Here is a 22063-nt window from a genome sequence, read left to right on the forward strand (position 1 = left end):
GTGTCGGGGAGCACGGTGCTACCGACCCAATCGGGGTCAGCCCGGTTCGGGCCGGACCGACGATGGCGTGGCCGCCCGGACCCGGGTGGTCGGGGGAAGGTTCGGCTTCCGTCGAACCTGCCGTCGTCACGCGACTTCCCGATGCAGTGTCGCGCGCTCGGTCGAAAACAATCGCGTGCCAGCGACGATGCCAGTGCGACCGGCGCCGGGACACGCTACTCTTCGAGGACGCCACGGACGGTGAGCGACGACGAGGCGGTCCCCGAGCGACTCTCGCCGACCGACGCGCCTCAGAGGACCGTACCGTGTTTCTTGTCCGGCAGTGACTTCTCGACGTCCTCGTAGAACGCGAAGCGAGCAGCGAGTTCGTCGCGCAGTTCCGACGGTGGGACGATTTCGTCGATGACGACCTCGCTCGCCATCCGATGGGCGTCGATGTCCTGGCGGTACTCCTCGCGGAGCTCCTGCTCGCGCTCGGCGCGCTCGTCGGGGTCGTCGATTTCGGCCAGCTTGTTGGCGTAGACGGCGTTGATGGCCGCCTCCGGACCCATAATGCCGATTTCGCCGGAGGGGAGCCCGATGACGCTCTCGGGGTCGTAGGCCGGGCCGCCCATCGCGTAGATGCCGGCGCCGTAGGCCTTGCGCACGACCACGGTCTGTTTCGGCACCGTCGCCGACGACGTGGCGTAGATGAACTTCTTGCCCTTCTCGAGGATGGCGTCCTTCTCGACCTGCGAACCGGCCATGAACCCCGGCGTGTCACAGAGGTAGAGCAGGGGAATCTCGTAGGCGTCGCAGGTCCAGATGAACTCGGCGGCCTTCTCGGCGGCGTCCGGGAAGATGGCGCCCGACCGTTCGGTGGGCTGATTGGCGACGACCCCGACCGGCCGGCCGTCGATTCGACAGAAGGCGGTGACGATCTCCGCGCCGTACTCCGGTTTGAGTTCGAAGACGGACTCGGCGTCCGCGACGCGGTCGAGGAGGTCGAACACGTCGTAGGCGCGGTTCGGCTGGTCCGGGATGAGCTCGTCGATGCCGTCGGGCGAGTACGTCGGCGGCTTCGTCTCCGAACGCGGCGGCTTCTCCCCCGCCTGGTTCGGCAGGTACGTGAGGAGGTCGGCGACGAGTTCGCGGGCGTGGGCCTCGTCCTCGGCGACGAGGTCCGCGCTCCCGGAGTACTTCGCGTGCACCTCCGGCCCGCCGAGGTCCTGCATCTCGATCTCCTCGCCGGTGACCATCTTCACCATGCGCGGGGAGGCGATGGCCATCGCGGACATCCCCTCGACCATGACCGTGAAGTCCGCAAAGACCGGCGTGTACGCGGCGCCGGCGATACACGGACCGTACAGCACGCATATCTGTGGCACCCGGCCGGAGAGCATCGAGTGGTTGTAGTAGTACTTCCCGATACCCTCGCGGTTCGCGAAAAACCCCGTCTGCTGGTCGATGCGTCCGCCGGAGGAGTCCATCAGGTAGAGGACGGGTTTGCCCGATTTGAGGGCGCGCTGTTGCATCCGGAGGAACTTCTCCACCCCGAGACGCGCCATCGACCCGGCCTTCACGGTGAAGTCGTTCGCCATGAAGTGGAGGTCGCGACCCTCGAACTCGGCGGCGCCCGTGATGAGTCCGTCCGCCGGGAGTCGGCTGTTCTCGTCGTACTCGTCGACCTCCGGCGACGCGGGGTGCCACTCGTCGAAGCCGGCGAAGCGGCCGTCCTCGAAGGCGAGTCCGTCCTCGCCGAACCACAGGTCGAGGCGGTCGCGGACGAACAGCTTCCCCTGCTCGGGGAGGCGCTGTTTGTACTTCTCCGGACCGCCCGCGAGAATCTCGTCTATCTCCTCCCGGAGCGCCCGCTCGCGCTCGGTCGGACCGCGGTCGTCAGAGAGCGGGTACTGCGTCTCCGGGGGCTCGGCGACGGCCGACGGCTCCTCCCCGTCGCCGACGTGCACCTCGATGTCGACGCCGAGATGTTCGGCGAGCGCACTCGCGATCGCGCCCGCCTCCTCGTCGTTCGCCCCCGCACCGACGTGGACTTTCATGCGTCGGCCTGCGAAGGGCGATTGGAAATCGTTTTCCATGTGGAATTCTCCGAACCGGTCGGTCGTAGTACACTACCGCGAACCGAGCGAACCAGTGGCTACCGGTGCGACGCGAAGCCCGACCCACTACGAGAGCGACAGTAACCCCGACCCCCAACCCCGAGACCGACCCCGACGGGGACACCGAGGGACCTGACCAGCGACCGGACTCGGAGGACCACGACCGCTTCGCGGAGGCGTTCGGTGGCGTCGGCACGCTGCTGCGGTTCCCCATCGGATGACGACGACGCTACTGTCCGCGTGAGTTTGCGGACAGGTGGCGTCGTCGCTCCTGGGGACAGGCCGCGACACGACTACTGACTGGCCCCGAATCGAATCGTCAGCGCACGCTCCGGGGTGGTCGTCTCCTCCCTGATAACCCTCCGTCGCCGCCTTCGGGGGCGCGGCTGGCGCAGAAGCGTCCTCTCGAAAGGAAACGCACTCCGGAGAAAGCCGCAGGAGTCGCCGGGCCTCAGTCCAGCGTCTCTTCGAGCAGGTCGATGAGGTCGTCGTTGCCGACGTACACCGGGACGCGCTGGTGGAGGTCCGTCGCCTCCACGTCGAGCAGCGACCGCTCGCCGTCCGAGGAACTGCCGCCGGCGCACTCGACGATGTAGCCGATGGGGTTCCCCTCGAACTGGAGGCGGAGCTTCCCGCGCTCGGCGGACTGGAGCGCGGGGTAGGCGAACACCCCGCCGTAGGTGAGCACCTGGTTGATGTCGCCGATCATCGCTCCTCCATACCTGAGCTTCATGCTCGGGTCGGCTTCCACCTGCTCGACGTAAGCGGCGAAGTCGCGGGTCCAGTCGGGGACGCGCCCGCCGAACCCGTAGACGGAGGGGTCGTCCGGGAGGGTCACGTCCTCGCGGATTTCGCGGCGGGAACCGTCCTCCACGACACACTCCGTCACTCGGCCGTCGCGTGCCGTAATCATCGTCGTGATGGGGCCGTAGAGGACGTACGCGGCGCCGACGAGGTCGGCCCCCTGTGCGGGGAGCGGCGCGTCGTACAGCGCGAGGATGGTCCCCATCGTGTTGTTCGGCTTGAGGTTCGAGGAGCCGTCGAGGGGGTCGATGGCGGCGGAGAGCCCGTCGCCGAACCCGTCCTCGTCCACGTCGATGACCTTGGTGCGCTCCTCGCTGGCGTACGTGCCGACGCCGTCGACGCCCTCCATCGCTTCGAGCAGGAGGTCGTCGGCGTACGTGTCGGCCGCGAGCTGGTGCTCGCCGCTCGGGTTGGTCTCGTCGCCCTTGGTGCGGCGACCGGGGAGCCCGGCCCGAATCTCGGGGGCGACGCTCGCGACGGCCGCGAAGGCGGCTTCGACGGCGTCGTCGTGGCCCTCGGAGTCGTCGGCCCCGCCGTCGGTCCGAGCCATCAGTCGTCGCTCGCGGCGGCGGGTTCGCTCTCCGCGCCCGGCATCGCGTCCAGCGCCTCCTCGGCGGTGGTCCCCTCGAAGATGACCTTCTCCAGTCCGTCGAGCATGGCCTCGGGGTTCTCCCGCTGGAAGATGTTGCGACCGACCGCGAGGCCGGACGCGCCGGCGCGCATCGCCGACTCGACGGTCTCGAGGAAGTCGCGGTCGCTCGCCTTCGAGCCGCCGGACATGACGACCTTGCACTTCCCGGCGGACTGGCAGGCCCACTCCATCGCGTCGGCCGAACCGGGATACTTGACCTTCGCGATGTCGGCGCCGAGTTCGAGGCCGAGCCGGGTCGCGTACGCGATGGTCTTCGGGTCGCGGTCGTTCTTCAGCCCCTGTCCGCGGGGGTACGACCACATCACGACGCCCATGTCGCGGTGGCGGGCGGCCTCCTGTGCGTCGCGGAACTCCTCGGCCATCTCAACCTCGTTGTTCGAGCCGCCGTAGTAGGTGAACCCGATGGCGTCGGCGCCGAGGTCGTGGGCGTAGTCGACCGACCAGTTGACGGCCGAGTCGGGCTCGCCCATCCACAGGTTCGAGGTGCCGTTGAGCTTCGCGAGGAGCGTCACGTCGTCCTCGTAGGAGGGGTAGTGCGCCTCGGCCACACCCTTCCCCACGGCGAGTGCGGTGACGGCGTCGTGGGTCGCGAGGTCGAACACGACGCCGGGGTCGGTCGTCTCCGGCACCGGTTCGAAGTCGACCGGCCCGTGCTCCAGACCGTGGTCGTACGCGAGGATGAGTGCTTTCCCGTCCCTCGTGATGGCGGAGTCGGCGTCGTCTAACATCGAGATAGACTGCGGGAAGGAGCTATATCAAAGTGGTGGTGGCCAGGTGGGCGCATCGCACGAAATCGGACGTTGTAGTGCTCCATAACCGAATTTACGCAGTTCCGAGTGGTGGATTAAATAACTACGCTCGTAGTAAATGAGTGGGTCGGTGGACGCGACCGCGGGGTTCGGGTCGATTCGGGTCTGTCGGGTCGGGTCCGGGTCAGTTCAGGCTGGTCCCGGTCGGGTCTGGGTCGGTCCGAGTCGTGACCGGCCGCGCTCGGGCCGTCTTCAGGCCGGCGTCCGGGGGGACGTCCGTCGGAGCCAGACCGGGGTGTCGGTGTCTCCGTACACCTTCGTCAGTAGCCCGCGGTCGGTGAGTTCGTCGAGCAGGTCGGTCGCGGTCTCGACGTCGACGCCGACGTCCTCGGCGACCAGGCGCGCGGAGCGGGCCTGGAACGTCGCGAACGTCTCCAGCACGTCTTCTGGGGTCAGGGGCCGGCTGTCGTCGTACCGGAGCCCGTCTGTTGCCATGGGGGTGGTCTCCTCCACCCGACGGTGGGAGTGGCTCCCATGTATATGGTGTGGCCGGTTTCGTCCGGAACGATACACAACAATTGCCGTTTGCGTCGGGAAGCGAACGATTACCCGACGCTTCGACGCAGCCAGACCGGGGTGTCGGTGTTCCCGTACACCTTCGTCATCGTTCGTCGCTCGGCCAGTTCGTCGAGCAGCGCGGCGGCCGTCTGTCGGTCGACGCCGAACTCCTCGGCGACCATCCCGGCCGACTTCGCCTGGAACGGTGCGAACCGCGAGAGCACGTCGTCGGGAGTCGGGGTCGGGGTCTGAGGGGGTTTCATAGTGGGGTGTGGGACCGGTTCCCGACCTACTGTCGACGACGACCACGGGTGAGTTCCCGGCTTGACAGGAACAGGTCCTCAAGTGGGGGGGTAGTCTACGGTGGCCTCGTGACGGGACCCCGGAGGTGACGGCGACGGTGACAACCGAAGCTATACGTCGCCGCCGGGCACAGCCCCCGCCATGCGTGGACTCGACAGCGTGGAGCGAATCGGCATCGTCGGCGCGGGAACGATGGGAAGCGGCATCGCACAGGTGTGTGCGACAGCCGGCTACGACGTGGTGATGCGCGACATCGAGCAGTCGTTCGTCGACCGCGGCTTCGACACCATCGAGGACTCCCTCTCCCGGTTCGTCGAGAAGGAGAAACTCAGCCGTGAGGAGGCCGACGCCGCGACCGAGCGCGTCGAGGGGACGACCGACCTCGACGACCTCGCGGACTGCGACCTCGTCGTCGAGGCCGCGGTGGAGAACATGGAGATAAAGAAGGACGTCTTCGCGGACCTCGACGACCTCGTCGACGAGGAGGCGGTGCTCGCGACCAACACCTCCACCCTCTCCATCACGACCATCGCGAGCGCGACCGACGCGCCCGAGCGCGTCGTCGGCCTCCACTTCATGAACCCCGTCCCCGTGATGAAGGGCGTCGAGGTCGTCGTCGGCGAGAAGACCGACCCGGCCGCCGTCGAGCTCGCCCACGAGTTCTCCGAGGCGCTCGGGAAGGAGACCTGGGAGTCCGACGACAAGCCCGGCTTCGTCACCAACCGCGTGCTGATGCCGTGGATCAACGAGGGCATCCGCGCCTACGACGAAGGCGTCGCCACGAAGGAGGACCTCGACAAGGGGATGACCCTCGGCACCAACGTCCCGATGGGGCCGCTCACCCTCGCCGACCACATCGGCCTCGACGTCTGCCTCCACGCCACCGAGACGCTTCACGAGGAGCTCGGCGACCGCTACACCCCCGCCTACCTGCTGAAGCGGAAGGTCGACGCCGGCGACCTCGGGAAGAAGACGGGGAAGGGGTTCTACGAGTACGAGTAGGCCGTCGACGGGCGGTCCGCCCGGGAGCGTCTACTGGTACATCCCCAGCGGCTTCGCCTGCGTACTCTCCGCCTGTTCGCCGTCACCCATCCGCTGAGCGAGGCGCTGTTTCGCGTCGCGAATCTCCTCGGCGTGTTCGACGAGGTCCTCGGTCGGGGCGTCGACGCCCGCCAGCGGCCCGATGCCGTCGGTGATGAGCTTCCGCGCCGCCTCCGGGTCGGGGAACTGCGGGTCCGACTCGACGATGAGCCCGACGGCCGTTCGCCGCTCCTGGATGGCGTGGTTCATCAGCGCGCCCGTCGGCCCGGTGACGACGCCGGTCTCGGCCGGGGCGTCGACGCCCGCCTCCGAGAGCAGGTCGTGGCCCTCGCCGGAGGCGACGCCGTACAGCACCGGCGGCTCCTCGTCCTTCTCGCGGCCGATACCCGAGAGGTAGATGGGGACGACCGAGTGCTCGTCGAGCCACCCGTCGATACACTCGGCGAACTCCGTCGCCGCCTGGGGGTGGACGGGGACGTCGCTCTGAAGCACGACCAGTCCCCGTTCCTCGTCGGCGTACAGTCGAACCGGAGGTCTGAGGTCGGCGTCGCCCTCCTGGTAGACGGCGACGCGCGGGAGGCCGTCACAGAGGACGTTCGCGTAGTGGGTCATCTCGAACTCCTCGACGAGGTGGTCGGCCGCGATCTTCCCGACTAATCCGACGCCCGGGAGCCCCTCTACCAGATACGGCGCGTCGAGTGCCAGCCCCTCGTCGAGTACGTCGATGTGTGCCATACCGAAACCGAGGGGGCGACCGACCGTAAAACCGCGGTCGCAGCGCGGGGTCGTGTTTAGTTTGGAGAATTGAACCAGGCAGCGAACGCTTGGAGCCAGTTTTCAGCGGTTTCAGGGAAAACGTGGCTGAAGCAGTTCGAGAACGAGGACGTTCGACGTTTCAGCTCACGAAAGATGCGCTCGATGCTGTTCCGATTTCCATGTCGTTCAGGATGAAATCGGAGCCCAGCTCGGGAAAGCGCAGTTTGGAGGTGCTGAGCGCCATCGACCAGAAACACGGCAGATTCGACGGAGTGTTTCTCGCGCAATTCGGCGAGAAAAATCTGCGTTGCTGAGGTCGTCGTAGTTGGAAAGAGCCTGACATGGAGTAACTGGTTTGTGTCGGGGTCACAGGCAGCGTACAGCCAGTATTGCTGGGAATTGATCCGAATCACCGTCTCGTCGAGCGCGACGTGATTCGGGTTCCGACCATCGGTCGGCTGTAGATCGGCCTTCTGAATCCAGTCGTGAACCGCTTTTCGAGACCGTTCGACACCCAGGCTTTCGAGCAATGAGACGGTATTCGACAACGAGAGGCCCGCCAAATGCGATTGAATACCGAGCTTCATCGCCCACTCGGGTGCCCGCTCTCGTTCCACAAATTCCATGTCGATCCAGCCACTAGGACCGACGAGGCGGCTGATTTCTGGCATAGAGCACCAAGAAATCACGGCGCCTCACTTTTCACGCTTAACTAAACACGACCTCCCACACCCGGAGAACACTTTTGTTCCGGGGGTGACACCTCCCGACCGATGCTGACCCTCTCCTCGTTCTGAACCGGGTCCACGCGGCGGGGTGTGGACTCCGGTACGTCGGGCACCCGAGCGCCGGGCGTCCCGTGTCGCGTTCGACTACACAGCCGTCGGTGGCGGTCGGCTCTGGCCGCTACCGGCGGCACCCCGCGTCGCCGACGCGCGTTCGACAGCCTCCCGCTGGGAGGTCGGCGCGACGGCGGCGCCGACACCGAATGCAGGATTCAGACAGACGACGTCGAAGGAGTCAGGAACGGACAGCACTCGTCGCCGCCCGCGACGCGGCGACGGAGCCGGACACCGAGGAGGCCATCGCTCTCGCCGACACCGCCGGCTACGAGGTAGTCGGCGCGGTGACCCAACGACGGGTCGAGGACCCGGACTACTGGTTCGGGCGCGGGAAGGCCGAGGAGCTGATGCGTCGTGTGACGAACACCGGCGTCGACACCGTCGTCTTCGACGGCCCCCTCTCGCCGAAGCAGGCTTACACCCTCGGGGAGCTCTGTCCCGACGGGACGCAACTGCTCGACCGGCATCGACTCGTGCTCGATATCTTCGCCGAGCGAGCGGGGACGCGGGAGGCGGGTCTGCAGGTCCGCCTCGCGGAACTCCGATACGAACTGCCACGAGTGAAGATGGCCGTGCGACTCGAACGGCAGGCCGCCAACGAGCGGACGGCCTCCGGGGCGCACGCAGGGCAGGGCGGTGGGAGGGACGAGAAAGAGCACCGTCGCGTCCGGGACCTCCGCGAGCGCATCGAGCGAATCGGGGCGAAGCTCGACTCGCTCGGCGACGTGGCGGCCGACCGCCGAGCGCGACGACACGCGGCCGGCTTCGACCTCGTCGCAGTCGCGGGCTACACGAACGCCGGGAAGTCGACGCTCTTCCAGCGACTCGCGACGGACCTCGACCTCGGCGAGAACGACCGTCGCCACCCGGACGAACACTCGACGGCGGCCGCCGACGACGGCCTCTTCGAGACGCTCGACACGACGACGAGACGGGCCGAACTGGACGGCCGGCGCGTCCTCCTCACCGACACGGTCGGATTCGTCGCCGACCTCCCGCCGTGGCTCGTCGAGTCGTTCGAGACGACGCTCTCGGCGGCGTACGCCGCCGATGCCGTGCTGCTCCTCGCTGACGCGAGCGACCCGGTCGACCGGATTCGTGAGAAGGTCACGACGAGTCGGGAGATTCTCGCCGACGGTGTCCGGGGCGAACTGCTTCCCGTGCTCACGAAGGTCGACCGAGTGCCCGACGAGGCAGCCGCGGACCTGCGGGCGGCCGTCGCCGGCGCACTGAGCGCCGAGCCCGAGGACGTGGCGGCCATCAGTACGCACGAGGGTGACGGGCTCGAGACGCTCGAACGGCGGGTCGCGGCAGCGCTTCCACGGGAGACGGCGACCTTCGACGTGCCGAACGACGGTGAGACGCAGTCGCTGCTCTCCTGGGCACACGACCACGGCGTGGTGCACGACGTGACGTACACCGGCGACCGGGTGCGGTTCGGGTTCGAGGCGCGACCGGCGGTCGTCGAGCGCGCTCGGAGCCGAGCGACGCGCTGAGACCGCAAGCGGAAGCGCGCTGACCCGGTGAACGTGACGAACAGGCGAGACCGTCGACGAACGACTCCGCGGGCGGTGTCTCGCACGACCGCCTCGGCCGACCCGCGGTTCCTCTCAGGCGACGACGGTGGTAGTCCCGGTATCCCGTATGAACTCCCGCGTCGGACGAGGGTCGAACCCGCGGGACGCGACCGCACGACACTCCGACAACGGTAAACCGCGCCGCCGTGTTCACGACACCGATGAGTAAACGAGCGGAGTCGGTCGCCGACGGGGGGAGCGTCCACGTCGTCGGTACGGCTCACGTCTCCGCCGGCAGCGTTCGCGAGGTCGAGGAGGTCATCGACCGCGAGCGCCCGGAGGTCGTCGCGGTCGAACTCGACGAGGGTCGCTACCGGCAGATGCAGGGCGAGACGCCCGACGACCTGGAGCCCGGCGACCTGCTGAAGGGGAATACCGTCTTCCAGTTCATCGCGTACTGGACGCTCTCGTACGTGCAGGCGCGCCTCGGCGAGAAGTTCGACATCCAACCCGGTGCCGACATGTTGGCGGCGGTCGAGACCGCAGAGGAGTTGGGCATCGACGTGGCGCTCGTCGACCGCGACATCCAGACCACCGTCCAGCGCTTCTGGACCCGGCTGTCGACGTTCGAGAAGCTCCAGATGATGGGGAGTCTGGTGTTCGGCCTCGCCGACCCGCGAATCGTCGGCCTCGGCATCGGCGTGTTCGTCGGTCTGTTCTTGGGGCCTATCATCGGCCTCTTCGGCCCGACGTTGGGGCTCACCGACGCGGTGCTTCTCCGGGCCGCGACCGGCGGCGTCGTCGGACTCGGGGCCGGGTTCCTCACCTACCTCGTCGCCGGGTCGTTCCTCGGAGAAGAGGAGAGCCTCCTCGCCGGGGCGGGCGTCGGCGTCCTCGCCGGCGGCGTCGGCGGTGCCGCGCTCGGTCTCGGCGCCGGGTTCGTCGCCGGCCTCGGCGGGTTCGCGGTCACCGCGCTCGGGAGCATGACCCTCGGGCTCACGGCGGGCGTGCTCGTCGGCGCCGCCGCCGGCGCTGCCTTCGCCGCGCTCGGGGTCGGTTCGGGCGGCGAGGAGATAGAGGAGGTCGACCTCGACCGGCTCACCGACCGCGACGCGGTGACGGTGATGATGGAGGAGTTCCGCGAGTTCAGCCCGGGCGGCGCGGAGGCGCTCATCGACGAGCGCGACGCGTTCATCGCGCATCGACTCCTCGCGTTGCGCGAGCAGGGCAAGGAGGTCGTCGCCGTCGTCGGCGCCGGCCACCGCGCCGGCATCGAACGCTACCTCGACGACCCGTCGTCGCTGCCGCCGATGGAGTCGCTCGTCGGGGAGGCGAAGTCGCGCGGGATTCCGTGGTTCAAGATTATCGGAGTCACGTTCTCGCTGGGCTTCCTCGCGTTCTTCCTCCTGCTCGCGATGGCGGGGGTCCGAAACGGGTTCCTCCTCCGGCTGTTCGGCGCGTGGTTCCTCGTCAACGGCCTGTTCGCCGGCGGTCTCGCCAAACTGGCGGGCGCCCGCTGGGATTCGGCGCTCGTCGGCGGCGGACTCGCGTGGATGACTTCGGTCAACCCGCTTCTGGCGCCCGGCTGGTTCTCGGGATACGTCGAACTCCGACACACCGCCGTCAACATCGCCGACATCGGCACGCTGAACGAACTGCTCTCCGACGAGGAGCGCCCGCTGAAGGCGGTGCTGTCGGACATGCTCGACGTACCCCTCTTTCGGCTCATCATGGTCGTCGCGATGACGAACATCGGGAGCATGATCGGCACCGCGCTGTTCGCGGCGTACGTCCTCCCGCTGTTCGGGGCCGAACTCGGCGGCGTCGACGCGGTGACGCGCCTGATGCTCGACGGGGCGCGCAACAGCCTCGACATCATCCTGGGGGCGCTGTCGTGAGCTCCCGAACCGAAAGCGGTCTGCGGTTCAGCTCGCGCGAACTGCTCGACCTTGGGGTCGCCTGGGTCGCGCTCGGACTGGCCTTCGCCGTCTTCTTCGCCCGCGGTGGCCAGGGGTTCGTTAGGGCGCTGGTCGGCGGCGGCGCGGTGACGCTCGTCGTCGTTTCCCTGCTCACGGCCGGCGTCGGCTTCCTGCTCCACGAACTCGCCCACAAGGTCGTCGCCACCCGGTTCGGGCAGGTGGCGGAGTTCCGCGCCGACTACGGAATGCTGTTCGTCGGCGTGATGAGCGCGCTCGTCGGCTTCATCGTCGCCGCCCCGGGTGCCGTCCACCACCGCGGCTACCTCTCCGAACGCGAGCACGGGCTCATCGCCCTCGCCGGCCCGGCGATGAACCTGCTGCTCGCCGTGTTGTTCGTTCCGCTGCTCGTCGTCGGCGCGGTCGGCGCCGGGTCGAACCTCGTCCTCGAACTGGGCGCTCGCGGCCTCGCGGTGAACCTCTTTCTCGCCGCGTTCAACATGATTCCCTACGGCGGCATCGACGGGAAGACGGTGCTCGGCTGGAGCAAGGTCGTCTGGGCGCTCGTATTCTTCCCGAGCGCGGCGGTGACGGTGTTCGTCGTCTTCGTGCTCGGTATCGGGTTCTGACTCCCGGTCGCGTCGGCCGACCCCTCGTGACCGGACACCGTCACCGCGGTGACCACCAACCGCGGCCCAACCGCCTTTCACCGCGGCCGGCCAACGCGCCCCCATGGTAGAGAGCGTCAACCCGGCCACCGGTGAGACCGTCGAGAGCTACGAGGACCACACCGAGGAGGAGGCGCTCGACGCGCTCGACGCCGCGGTCGACACGTTCGAGGAGTGGCGCGAGACCACGTTCGCCCACCGCCAGTCCCTGCTTGAGAACGCCGCCGACGTACTCCGCGAACGGCAGGACGAGTACGCCGAACTGATGACCCGCGAGATGGGCAAACCCATCGAGCAGGCCCGTGCGGAGATAGAGAAGTGCGCGTGGGTCTGTGAGTACTACGCGGAGACCGCCGAGTCGCATCTCGCCGAGGAGCAACTGAGCGTCGGCCCGACCGACAGCGCCGTCGTTCGCTACGAGCCCCTTGGACCGGTGCTCGCCGTGATGCCGTGGAACTTCCCGTTCTGGCAGGTGTTCCGCTTCGCGGCGCCGAACCTCGCCGCCGGCAACGTCGGCTTACTCAAGCACTCCTCGAACTCCCCCGGCAGCGGGCAGGCCATCGAGGAGGTCTTTCGCGAGGCGGGGTTCCCGGAGGGGGCTTTCCAAAACCTCTTCGTCGGCTCGGAGGTGGCGTCGACGCTCATCGCGGACGATCGCCTGCGCGCCGTGACCCTGACGGGGAGCGTCGGCGCCGGGCAGGCCGTCGCCGAGCAGGCCGGCGCGAACCTCAAGAAGACCGTGCTCGAACTCGGCGGCTCGGACCCGTTCGTCGTCCTCGACGACGCGCCGGTCGAGGAGACCGCCGCGAAGGCCGCCCACGCCCGCCTCCAGAACGGCGGCCAGTCCTGCATCGCCGCGAAGCGCTTCATCGTCCACACGGACGTGTACGACGAGTTCGTCGACGCCTTCGTCGAGGAGATGGACTCCTGGACCGTCGGTGACCCGCTGGAGGAGGAGACGCAGGTCGGCCCACAGGCCGACGCGGAGCTGATGGAGGAGCTGCACGACCAGGTCCAGCGGACCCTCGACGAGGGTGCCGAGGCGCTCCTCGGCGGCGAGCCCCTCGACCGCGAGGGTGCGTACTACCCGCCGACCGTGCTCACGAACGTCCCGCGCGACGCCGCCGCGGCGTGCGAGGAGACGTTCGGCCCCGTCGCCGCCGTCTTCGAGGTCGAGAGCGAGGACGAGGCGGCCGAACTCGCGAACGACTCCGAGTTCGGCCTCGGCGCGTCGGTGTGGACCGGCGACCCCGCGGGTCGAGGGCGGGCGTTCGCGAAGCGCTTCGAAGCCGGCTGTTGTTTCGTCAACGAGTACGTCAAGTCCGATCCGCGGGTGCCGTTCGGCGGCGTGAAGGACTCCGGCTACGGCCGGGAGCTGTCGAAGGCCGGGATTCGCGAGTTCGTCAACCGGAAGACGCTGTGGGTGAACCACGACCTGACCGAGGGGTCGGAGTAGGTCGGGATCACGGGACGGACCTGTCGTGTTTAGTTAAGCGACCCACCGAGCAGGGACGGGCAACAATCGGCCGAACAGCCGGTGTTGGGAGGGACTTCGGAAGGGGCCGCGCTCGCGGCGAAGGCCGGCGTTCACGAGAGCGAAGCTCTCGTGAGCCCACGAGAAGTGCCGTCGGCACTTCTCGGGACGACGTAAGCACCGCAGGCGAGCGAACCCAGTGAGCGAGCCGAGGAGCGCAGCGAGATTCCCGTGAGCGTTGCGAACGGGAAGCAGCGAGACGAGTGGAACGAGTCTCGCCAGCCGCCCGAGTCGCGAGCGCGGGGGCTTCCGTGAACTACCGACACAGCACCTCTACCGACTCAACCCCTCTTAACTACACATCGCCGACGGACCACACGGAAGGTTTATTTTCCGAGCTACTGAGACCCGGTCGAAATGTCGTCCGACTTCGGTCGCCGCCGTCTGCTCGCGCTCTCCGCGGGGGCCCTCGCCGTCTCTGCCGGTTGTTCCGCGCTCCGTTCCGAGGAGCCACCCGAACCGTACGTGATGGGTGAACTGTCGATTGCGAACGGCTCGACGGCGGACCGTGCGGTGAGCCTACTGGTCGAGCACGACGACGAGATACTGCTCTGGGAGCGCTACGAGCTGCGGGGCCAGGGCGGGGCTCGGCGGTACTCGAAGACGGTCGGCGAGGACCTGCGCTGTGAGACCGGTCCGTTCACGCTCTCCGCACGGGTTCACGGGACGGGGGCGCGGAAGCGGTACAGAACCGACAACCCCCGGCTACGGACACATCTCGGCCGGAGCGGCGGTATGGAGTTCCGAATCGAAGAGGAGGGTGGACTCACACTCCTCGTTAGCTACCACGAGGAGACCGCGTGTCGTGAGGCGCTTCGGACGACCGGAGAACGGTAGTGACCTAGCTTCCGGCACGTCGAACAATCGGCTTCGGCGCGCAGACGAGGGGTTCGCTCGGTAACCGTGACTCGACGACGGACAACGCGAGGTTCGAACTCCTCCCCGCTGTCCCGATTCGTAGCGGCCCACCGACTTTTCCCGCCCTCACCCGAACGCACCACCATGACCGACAACAACGCGGCCGATCTCCTCGTGGAGTGTCTCGAGGCGGAGGGAGTCGAGCGCATCTACGGTCTCCCGGGCGAGGAGCTCGCCCACCTGATGATGGCCATCAAGGCCTCCTCGATAGAGTTCGTTCCCGTCCGCCACGAGCAAGGGGCGGCGTTCATGGCCGACGTCCACGGGCGGCTCACCGGCGACGCGGGGGTCTGTCTCTCCACGCTTGGGCCGGGGGCGACGAACCTCCTCACGGGGGTCGCGGACGCCCACCTCGACAAGGCCCCGCTGGTGGCGATTACCGGACAGGCCTCCCGCGAGAAGGCCCACAAGGAGTCCCACCAGATGCTCGACGTCGTCGACATCTTCGAGTCGACGGTCAAGTGGAACACGAGCGTCGACGACCCGGCGGTCGTCAACGAGACGGTTCGAAAGGCGTTCAAACTCGCCGAGTACGAGAAACCCGGCGCGACCCACCTCGAACTCCCCGAAGACGTGGCGAGCGAAGCCGTCGACGACGACCCGCTCCCGACCCGCGACCCCGTCCGGCGGCCCGACCCGGACACCCCCTCCGTGGAGCGCGCCGCGGAACTCATCGAGGCCGCCGACCACCCCATCGTCCTCGCCGGGAACGGGGCCGTCCGGACCGACGCGGCCGAGAACCTCCGTACCTTCGTCGAGGAGACCCACCTGCCGGTCGTGGCGACGTACATGGGGAAGGGCGCCATCTCCGACCGCGACCCGCACTCGCTGATGACCATGGACTCCGGCCCGGAAGACGAGTCGACGCGGGCCATCGAACGCGCGGACCTCGTGCTCGCGGTCGGGTACGACATCGCCGAACACGACCCGGAGAGTTGGAACCCCGACCGCGAGACGACGGTCGTCCACCTCGACCACGAGCCCGCAGAGGTGTACGCCCACTACAACCCTGAGTTGGAGATCGTCGCCGACCTCTCGATGGGGCTCGAACGGCTCGCGGAGGCGGTCGAACCCAGCGAGGAGAGCTCGTGGTGTGAGGACGAGCACGACGCCGTGCTGTCGGACGCCATGGAGACGCCCGACGACGAGGGGTTCACCGTCGAGGGGACGCTCCCGTACCTCCGCGAGGCGATGGCCGACGACGACGTGCTCCTCTCGGACGTCGGTTCGCACAAGATGGCCATCGCGAAGCGCTTCCCCGTCTACGAACCCAACACGTGCATCATCTCGAACGGGTTGGCGTCCATGGGGATTGCGGTTCCGGGGGCCGTCGCGGCCGACCTCGCGGTCGACGGAAACGTGGTGGCCGCCACCGGTGACGGCGGGTTCCTGATGAACGCCGCGGAGTTGAACACCGCCGACCGTCTCGGCTGCGGGTTCACGGTCCTCTTGTTCAACGACGACGAGTACCGGCTCATCACCGAGGAGTTCGAGCACGTCGTCGGCGACACGTTCGGCACAGAACTGACGAACCCGGACTACGTCGACTTCGCCGAGAGCTTCGGGATGGCGGCGTATCGCCCGGAATCGTGGGCGGACCTCGAGGAGACCCTCGACAGCGTCGTCGGCGACGGGGAGCTGTCGCTCGTCGAGGTTCGACTGGCGTAGTCCGAAAACGGGAGTCTCCGTACGCCGAGGTGGCGTCGCTCGAACGGTCGTCTGCTCCGTCGGTCGACGGGAGGCCGCTTCCGCGGCGCGTTACGCGTCGCGGTTGTACCCGTGGCCGACGAGCAGGGCGAGCGCGTTCACGACGAGGAGCGCCAGGAACACGGTCGCCTCGTTCCCCTCGAGCCCACCCATCAACAGGGGGACGTAGAGGAACGGAAACGCGATAGCGGCCCAGAATCCCACGAATCGGAGCGGAGCGACCGCCATCTCCGCGGCGGAGACGGCGAACGCTGACGCGCCGGCCGACGTACGGTCACTTGCGGTCGTTGAAGCACCTGACATCCGAAACACCCGGTCGGGAGTACGGTAGACACGTGCTTGAAAAGATCACATCGTTGTGGAATTTTCAGACCGTTCACCCGCTAGTACTGGATAATTACTCAGTCTATACCACCAATACTGCCCGTGGCGCCCGAATTCGTGCTCCAGGACGGCTGTAAGGCCTGCGTTCCGGCCGGTAGACGCTCGTACCCGTCGGCTACGGGTGCCCTAACTGGTTGGATACCTGGAACGGTGGCGCCGCGGGCGATGCGAGCCGACGGGCGCCGGCTCCCGGCCGGTTCGCAGGGCCTACTCCGCCGATATCGTCCGTTAGGCCGCCAGTAAGCGACCGTTCACGGTGAAAACGGTCGGCTTCGGGCCTCGGAGACGACGGGTGGCGGGCCCCCGGACGAACGGTGGGCTTTTGCCGGCCCGCATCGCCGGGTCGTCCATGGGAGACGACGGCTCCGAGAGCGACCGTGAGAGCGATGCGCCGGACGCGCCGAACGCGCCCGAAGAAGCCGACGAGGCCGAGGAGGGCGACGAGGGGCTGACCTACGCAGCGGCCGGCGTCGACATCGACGCGAGCGAGGCGGCGACCGCGGCGCTCGTCGGCGCCGTCGGGGCGGGAGAGGCCGAGGGGAGCGACTACGCCGGGCTGATGGATATCGGCGACCGGTACCTCGCGCTCGCGACCGACGGCGTCGGGACGAAACTGCTCGTCGCGGAGGCGCTCGGGGACTACTCGACGGTCGGCATCGACTGCATCGCGATGAACGCGAACGACCTCGTCGCCGCCGGCGTCGACCCGGTCGCGTTCGTCGACTACCTCGCCGTCGAGGAACCCGACGAGGCGTTCGCCGAACAGGTCGGCACCGGGCTCTCCGCCGGGGCCGCCGAGGCGGGCGTCCGTCTGGTCGGCGGCGAGACGGCGGTCATGCCGGAGGTCATCCGCGGACTGGACCTCGCCGGCACCTGCGCCGGCCTCGCGCGCAAGGACGCGGTCTTCGCCGGCGAAGCCGAGGCCGGCGACGCCTTGGTGGGGTGGCGCTCCTCGGGTATCCACTCGAACGGGCTCACCCTCGCCCGCCGGGCGGCTACCCGCGACGGCGACTACACCGACGCGTTCCCCTACGACGGCTACGACACCGTGGGCGAAGCCCTGCTGGAGCCGACCGCCCTCTACACCGACCTGCTCTCACCGATGCGCGAGCACGGCGTCCGCGCCGCGGCCCACGTCACCGGCGGCGGGTGGACGAACCTCTCGCGGATGGGCGAGCACCGCTACGTCGTCGACGACGCGTTCGACCCCCAGTCCGTCTTCCGGTTCGTCCAGGAGGCCGGTGACGTGGACGACGAGGAGATGCACCGCACGTTCAACATGGGCACCGGGTTCGTCGCCGCCTGTCCGGCGGACCGGGCCGAGTCGCTCGCGGCCGAGACGAACGGTCGCGTAATCGGTCGGGTCGAGGCGGCCGAGGCCGCGGCGGACGAGTGTGTCGAGATTCGCGGGCTGGAGATCTGAGACGGTCGGTTCGCGACCGACCCTTGTATATTGGGCATCAACGGGTAACCGGTCGTTCACGTACGTGTGGGTATGGCGCGACCGCAGTTCTCGACCGGGCTCTCGGTCCGGGTCGTCGGCGCCGCGCTCGTGTTCGTCGGAGCCCTCCTCCCGTGGCTTCGAGTCACCGCGGACCCCGCCGGTACGGCGGGGCTGGCCGACCACGCGGGGCTGCAGACGGGTCTCCACTTCCGGGCGGTCGTCGTCCTCCCGCTCGTCGTCACCGCGCTCGTCTACGTCGTTCACCGCCCGAGCGAGTCCTGGAGTCGCATGCTCGGCTCCGCCGCCGGTCTCGGCGCGCTCGTCCTCGTCGGCTTCTACTGGCTGGACAACGTCGGGTCGACGTTCGACCCCGGCCCTGGGATGGCGGTGACCGTCCTCGGCGCCGCCCTGCTCGTCCTCGCGACGACGAGCCCGGAGCTGTTCTCGGAAGCCAAGGAGCGGCTGTCGGGGTCGGGGTGAGCGCAGAAGTGAGGCGGAGCGGTGCTGTGGCGGTGCGGAGGCGGCGCAGCGGCGGTGCGGTTGCGCTCCGATAGTCGCCGCGAGTGACCGGAGGGAGCGAGCGGCTTTTTGCTCGAGCTTTTTCGAGGAGGGGCGAGACGACGGAGCAGTCTCGTTTCTTCACGGGGCGCCGGCGGCGCCCCGTGAAGAGTGGTGGCCGAAGGCCATCCGACGAGGAAAGAGGTCGGTTAGGAGAGTTGGCGGGCCAAATCCGCCTCCGTGATGATTCCGGTCGCCTCGCCGCCCTCGGTGACCATCACGGCCTTGTAGTGGTCGAGGAGGTTGCGCACCTCGCCGACGGTCGCGTCCGGCGACACCGAGGGGAAGGATTCGCTCATCACCTCGCGGACGGGGAGGTCGCCCACGTCCTCGCCGCTTCTGATGATGTCGCCGTGGCTGATGGAGCCGACGGGGATGCCGTTCTGGATGACGGGGAGTTGGGAGTAGGCGGCCTCGTCCATGCGCTCCTCCGCCTGGCGGACCGAGTCGTCGGGGGCGACGTTGATGACTTCGGGGTGCATCACGTCGCCGGCGCGGAGGACGCTCCCCTCGGCCTCGTCGAGCGCCTCGACGATGCGCCGGAGCGTGGAGAGTCGGGGGTCCACGTCGCCGCCCTCGATGCGGGCGATGAGCGGCTGCGACACGTCGGCGCGGTCTGCGAGTTCGCTCTGCGTGAGGTCCAGACCGGTCCGGCGCTCGCGGAGGTCCTGCGGCGTCGGGAGTTCCATACCGGCCATAACCAAAGGTAATACGAAAAGCTTTCGACGATGTGTTGGCGGTCGTGAGGGTGGTTCGAGCCGTGGCCGCGCCGTCGGCTCGACCGACCTACGCCTCCAACCGCCCGGCGAGAAACACCCACGGGAGGTCCTCCTCGTCGAGTGTCCCGTGGCTCTCGGGGTCCTCCTCCAGCGAATCCGGTGCGAGCCAGCGGTCGACGACGCGGAAGCCGGCCTCCCGGAGGTGGTCGCGTGTCGCCTCCTCACCGGCCATGTTCCACTCCATCCCGACGTCCGTGTCGAGCCAGTCGGGGTTGGCGCCGTCCCACTCGCCGCGCCCCTCACAGAGGAGGACACGCCCGCCCGGGCGGAGTACGCGGGCGACCTCGCCGACGACGCGTCCGTGGTCGTCCATCGGCACGTGGATGAGCGACCAGCAGGCGACGACGGCGTCGACGCTGTCGTCGTCCAACGGAAGCGCCGTCATGTCGCCCTGCAGGAGGTCGGCCGCGGGTGCGGCCTCCCGGGCGAGGTCGAGCTGTCCCCGAGAGAAGTCGAGTCCGACCGCGTCGGTCGACCCGGCCATCCGCGTGAGGACGGGTCGCCCGTGCCCACAGCCGGCGTCGAGGACACGCTGTGGGTCCGAGAGCGAGTCCAGGAACGCCTCCAGAATCTCGACGCTGCGGCCGGTGGTCGCCCGCTCCTCGGCGTACACCTCGGCGATTTCGTCGTACGCCCGGCGGACTGCGTCCTTGTCGACCACGGGCACCGACTATCGAGGCAAACACAATCAGTCTTCTGACTATTTCGTCCCGGCCCCGGACTCGGGCAGACGCGGCGGGACGCGCTATCGCTCGTCCTCGTCGTCCTCGTCGCCCTCGGTCTCGACGATTTCGATGACTTCGAGGGGGACGTCTCGGAGCGCCCCGCCGACCTCGCTCTTGGCGATGCGGGCGGCGTGTTCCTCGGTCTCGGCGTTGAACACGTCGATTTCGAGCATCAGCCCGACGAGGGCCGTGCTGGCGGCGATGAACGCCGAGTCGAACGGCTCGCCACAGGCCGGACACGGAGTGAGGCCGACCTCGACCTCGACGTACTCCTTGTTCTTCTGGTTCAGCCGACGGCCGGCCTCGCTGACGGCGACGCCGATGGCGTCGTCGATGTCCTCTACGTCCCGCACCAGCCAGGCCGCCTCCATCGCGACGAGGTAGTTGCTCATACCACCCACAAGTCGGCGGTGCTTTCAGGTGTTGTGGTTTCCGGACGCCTCGGCCGGTGACGACGCGTCGACCGGTCCGCGTGTGGGAAACCCTGATACGGCGGCTGGCCGAACGAGGGGACATGGCAGACTGGACGGACTCCATCGTCGGCGACCGGATGACCGTGGACCGGGAGTTCAACGACCGGCTCCAATCCTCGCGCTTCTCGAACCAGGAGTGGGGGCTCATCATGACCGCCACCGAGTTCGAAATCGAACACGCGGACGACCCCGACCGGGCGCGCATCGTCGTGAACACCGAGAAACTCCCCCAAATCATCCCCGAACTGGAGAACGTCCGCTCGCAGATGGGCGCGATGGGCGGCGGAGGCGGAAGCGGGGGCGGTGGCTCCTCCGGCGGGGGCGGCGGCGGCCTCTTCGACTCGGTGAAACGCGCTTTCGGTCTCGGCTCCGGCGACGGGGTAAAAGACGAGGAACTGGAGGCCGCAGAGCGGCTCACACAGGAGTACGCCGACGAACTTCAGCGCCACCTCGAGAGCAAGGGAAAGTGGGAGCAGGTCAGAATCGCCTACCAAGAGTAGCGCGAAGCAGGTGCCGGAGGGACGCACCCGGGCTCCTCGCGTGCGGGTCGAACCGACCGCGACCTTACACCTCGTCGCCGCTGTGGAACAGCGTCAGCTCCTCGGCCTCGTAGATGTTGATGAGCTCTTCGACGAGTTCGTCGTAGCTCTCGTCCTCTTCGCGGAGACTGTCCAGGCGGGCCACGGTCTGCTCGCTGAGTTCGACCTCTGGCATGGGTGACCGTTGGCTACGCGCCCACTTATACTGTCGGCCGGCCCTTCGCGAATCCGGGTCCCACGCCGCTCGCGGTGTCGGTGGCGTCGATGGCATCGGTAGCGTCGGTAGCGTCGGTGGCGTCGGGGGCGACGCTGGTACCAATAGCGACGCCGGTGTCGGCGGGGTCACGCCGGGAGGACGCGAGCGAGGACGCCCCCGACCGCCTCACTCCTGGCCCGACCGGCCCGTCACGTTCGGCTCGTCCGCTCGTTGGGGCGTCGACAACACGCGTTCGAGGGCGTCGATCACCGCCTCGGGCTCCTCGCCTTCGACGACGAGTTTCACCGACTCCCCCTGGCGCACGCCCAGGCTGGCGACCGCGATGGTGCTCCCGGCGTCGACGAGGTCCGACTCGTTGTCGACGCGAGCCACTCGTACGTCCGCGTCGTGGCGGTTCACCGCCTCGACGAACTCGTTCGCGGGGCGGGCGTGGAGCCCCGATTCCGCGGCGACCCGGACGGTACGCACCGCGCGCGTCGTCTCACTACCGCTCATCCGGCACCCCCTGCCCGGAGGGCGTCCTGCACTGCCTCGACCGTCGTGGCCGCGAGGAGCCGATTGCGCACCGACTCGCGGGCGAACACGTCGGCGCGGGCGGCCCCCCGGTCGACGACTCGACCGCTCGCGGCGGCTCGGTCGGGCAGGAACTCGCGGCAGTCGTCTTTCGTCCCCGGCGCGGGTCGGGACTGACGACGGCGCGGGGGAGGAGCTCTGCTGTGTCGACGGCGGGTCGGTGGCTCTGTGTCATGGGAGGCATTCCGGTCAGGAATCCGTACAGGTGTGTGGTTGGCTGGCGCTTGTCGGGTCGTCGGGCCGGGGCGACATACCGATTGCGGTGGTAACGGTGGCGCGCGCTCCGACCCGGCACCGTCATCCCGGG

Annotated in this window: 23 protein-coding genes; 10 read left to right on the forward strand and 13 right to left on the reverse strand. The window is 68.4% G+C overall.

The annotated features are described in order from the left end of the window. Positions 1 to 290: 290 nt before the first annotated feature. The 5 genes from N5095_RS19620 to N5095_RS19640 form a co-directional block, all read right to left on the reverse strand. Positions 291 to 2039: an acyl-CoA carboxylase subunit beta gene (locus N5095_RS19620; RefSeq protein WP_267624870.1), complete on the reverse strand. Its 1749-nt coding sequence runs from the start codon at positions 2037 to 2039 to the stop codon at positions 291 to 293. Between the two features lie 511 nt (positions 2040 to 2550). After that, the gene (locus N5095_RS19625; protein ID WP_267624871.1) at positions 2551 to 3453 is read right to left on the reverse strand and encodes a class 1 fructose-bisphosphatase; all 903 of its coding nucleotides are present in this window, start codon (positions 3451 to 3453) and stop codon (positions 2551 to 2553) included. Further along, complete coding sequence (locus tag N5095_RS19630; RefSeq protein WP_267624872.1) at positions 3453 to 4283, reverse strand: class I fructose-bisphosphate aldolase; 831 nt, start codon at positions 4281 to 4283, stop codon at positions 3453 to 3455. Before N5095_RS19630 ends, N5095_RS19625 begins: the two co-directional genes overlap by 1 nt. Positions 4284 to 4556: 273 nt before the next feature. After that, entirely contained in the window at positions 4557 to 4799 is a 243-nt protein-coding gene (locus N5095_RS19635; protein WP_267624873.1) for a hypothetical protein, read from the reverse strand. A gap of 110 nt (positions 4800 to 4909) precedes the next feature. Beyond that, complete coding sequence (locus N5095_RS19640) at positions 4910 to 5125, reverse strand: hypothetical protein (RefSeq protein WP_267624874.1); 216 nt, start codon at positions 5123 to 5125, stop codon at positions 4910 to 4912. Between the two features lie 181 nt (positions 5126 to 5306). Between N5095_RS19640 and N5095_RS19645 the strand changes: the two genes are divergently transcribed. Continuing rightward, on the forward strand, positions 5307 to 6167 hold the full coding sequence (locus N5095_RS19645) for a 3-hydroxyacyl-CoA dehydrogenase family protein (protein WP_267624875.1): 861 nt from the start codon (positions 5307 to 5309) through the stop codon (positions 6165 to 6167). Positions 6168 to 6197: 30 nt separating this feature from the next. Here the strand turns inward: N5095_RS19645 and N5095_RS19650 are convergent, their stop codons facing one another. Together N5095_RS19650 and N5095_RS19655 are read right to left on the reverse strand one after the other, a co-directional pair. After that, the gene (locus N5095_RS19650) at positions 6198 to 6941 is read right to left on the reverse strand and encodes a proteasome assembly chaperone family protein (protein WP_267624876.1); all 744 of its coding nucleotides are present in this window, start codon (positions 6939 to 6941) and stop codon (positions 6198 to 6200) included. 56 nt (positions 6942 to 6997) lie between these two features. Next, a complete protein-coding gene (locus N5095_RS19655; RefSeq protein WP_267624877.1) occupies positions 6998 to 7633 on the reverse strand; it encodes an IS6 family transposase in 636 nt (211 codons plus the stop codon). Positions 7634 to 7950: 317 nt separating this feature from the next. Between N5095_RS19655 and hflX the strand changes: the two genes are divergently transcribed. The 6 genes from hflX (at position 7951) to N5095_RS19685 (ending at position 16025) form a co-directional block, all read left to right on the forward strand. Next, positions 7951 to 9300, forward strand: a complete 1350-nt coding sequence (gene hflX / locus N5095_RS19660) for a GTPase HflX (protein WP_267624878.1) — start codon at positions 7951 to 7953, stop codon at positions 9298 to 9300. Positions 9301 to 9542: 242 nt separating this feature from the next. Continuing rightward, a complete protein-coding gene (locus N5095_RS19665) occupies positions 9543 to 11219 on the forward strand; it encodes a TraB/GumN family protein (RefSeq protein ID WP_267624879.1) in 1677 nt (558 codons plus the stop codon). Then, positions 11216 to 11866, forward strand: coding sequence for a M50 family metallopeptidase (locus tag N5095_RS19670; RefSeq protein WP_267624880.1), 651 nt, complete (start codon positions 11216 to 11218; stop codon positions 11864 to 11866). The genes N5095_RS19665 and N5095_RS19670 overlap by 4 nt, the downstream gene beginning before the upstream one ends. A 103-nt stretch (positions 11867 to 11969) precedes the next feature. Beyond that, positions 11970 to 13361: an NAD-dependent succinate-semialdehyde dehydrogenase gene (locus tag N5095_RS19675; RefSeq protein ID WP_267624881.1), complete on the forward strand. Its 1392-nt coding sequence runs from the start codon at positions 11970 to 11972 to the stop codon at positions 13359 to 13361. A 435-nt stretch (positions 13362 to 13796) separates the two neighbouring features. Next, a complete protein-coding gene (locus tag N5095_RS19680; RefSeq protein ID WP_267624882.1) occupies positions 13797 to 14276 on the forward strand; it encodes a hypothetical protein in 480 nt (159 codons plus the stop codon). A gap of 165 nt (positions 14277 to 14441) precedes the next feature. Beyond that, on the forward strand, positions 14442 to 16025 hold the full coding sequence (locus N5095_RS19685; protein WP_267624883.1) for an acetolactate synthase large subunit: 1584 nt from the start codon (positions 14442 to 14444) through the stop codon (positions 16023 to 16025). A 90-nt stretch (positions 16026 to 16115) separates the two neighbouring features. Here N5095_RS19685 and N5095_RS19690 read toward each other — a convergent pair whose 3' ends face one another. Continuing rightward, positions 16116 to 16367: a DUF8028 family protein gene (locus N5095_RS19690; RefSeq protein ID WP_267624884.1), complete on the reverse strand. Its 252-nt coding sequence runs from the start codon at positions 16365 to 16367 to the stop codon at positions 16116 to 16118. A 430-nt stretch (positions 16368 to 16797) separates the two neighbouring features. Here N5095_RS19690 and purM point away from each other — a divergent pair, with 430 nt between their 5' ends. Both purM and N5095_RS19700 read left to right on the forward strand, forming a co-directional pair. Beyond that, positions 16798 to 17871: a phosphoribosylformylglycinamidine cyclo-ligase gene (gene purM, locus N5095_RS19695; RefSeq protein ID WP_267624885.1), complete on the forward strand. Its 1074-nt coding sequence runs from the start codon at positions 16798 to 16800 to the stop codon at positions 17869 to 17871. 72 nt (positions 17872 to 17943) lie between these two features. Next, complete coding sequence (locus tag N5095_RS19700; protein WP_267624886.1) at positions 17944 to 18372, forward strand: hypothetical protein; 429 nt, start codon at positions 17944 to 17946, stop codon at positions 18370 to 18372. Positions 18373 to 18599: 227 nt separating this feature from the next. Here N5095_RS19700 and N5095_RS19705 read toward each other — a convergent pair whose 3' ends face one another. The 3 genes from N5095_RS19705 to N5095_RS19715 all read right to left on the reverse strand — a co-directional run bounded on the left by N5095_RS19705 (position 18600) and on the right by N5095_RS19715 (position 20346). Then, the gene (locus N5095_RS19705) at positions 18600 to 19139 is read right to left on the reverse strand and encodes a CBS domain-containing protein (protein ID WP_267624887.1); all 540 of its coding nucleotides are present in this window, start codon (positions 19137 to 19139) and stop codon (positions 18600 to 18602) included. A 97-nt stretch (positions 19140 to 19236) separates the two neighbouring features. Continuing rightward, complete coding sequence (locus N5095_RS19710; RefSeq protein WP_267624888.1) at positions 19237 to 19890, reverse strand: class I SAM-dependent methyltransferase; 654 nt, start codon at positions 19888 to 19890, stop codon at positions 19237 to 19239. An 84-nt stretch (positions 19891 to 19974) separates the two neighbouring features. After that, positions 19975 to 20346: a DUF555 domain-containing protein gene (locus tag N5095_RS19715; RefSeq protein WP_267624889.1), complete on the reverse strand. Its 372-nt coding sequence runs from the start codon at positions 20344 to 20346 to the stop codon at positions 19975 to 19977. 122 nt (positions 20347 to 20468) lie between these two features. Between N5095_RS19715 and N5095_RS19720 the strand changes: the two genes are divergently transcribed. Next, the gene (locus N5095_RS19720) at positions 20469 to 20927 is read left to right on the forward strand and encodes a DUF5799 family protein (protein ID WP_267624890.1); all 459 of its coding nucleotides are present in this window, start codon (positions 20469 to 20471) and stop codon (positions 20925 to 20927) included. A gap of 64 nt (positions 20928 to 20991) precedes the next feature. On the opposite strand, the gene N5095_RS19725 is transcribed toward N5095_RS19720, so the two are convergent. Both N5095_RS19725 and N5095_RS19730 read right to left on the reverse strand, forming a co-directional pair. Next, positions 20992 to 21141 carry a DUF7557 family protein gene (locus tag N5095_RS19725; protein ID WP_267624891.1) on the reverse strand — a complete coding sequence of 50 codons (150 nt, stop codon included), beginning with the start codon at positions 21139 to 21141 and terminating at the stop codon, positions 20992 to 20994. A 207-nt stretch (positions 21142 to 21348) separates the two neighbouring features. Continuing rightward, positions 21349 to 21678 (reverse strand): HPr family phosphocarrier protein, encoded by a 330-nt coding sequence (locus N5095_RS19730; RefSeq protein ID WP_267624892.1) that lies wholly within the window; start codon positions 21676 to 21678, stop codon positions 21349 to 21351. Positions 21679 to 22063: the final 385 nt, after the last annotated feature.

The organism is Halobium salinum (assembly GCF_026586625.1).
In the GTDB taxonomy this organism is placed as follows: Archaea; Halobacteriota; Halobacteria; order Halobacteriales; family Haloferacaceae; genus Halobium; species Halobium salinum.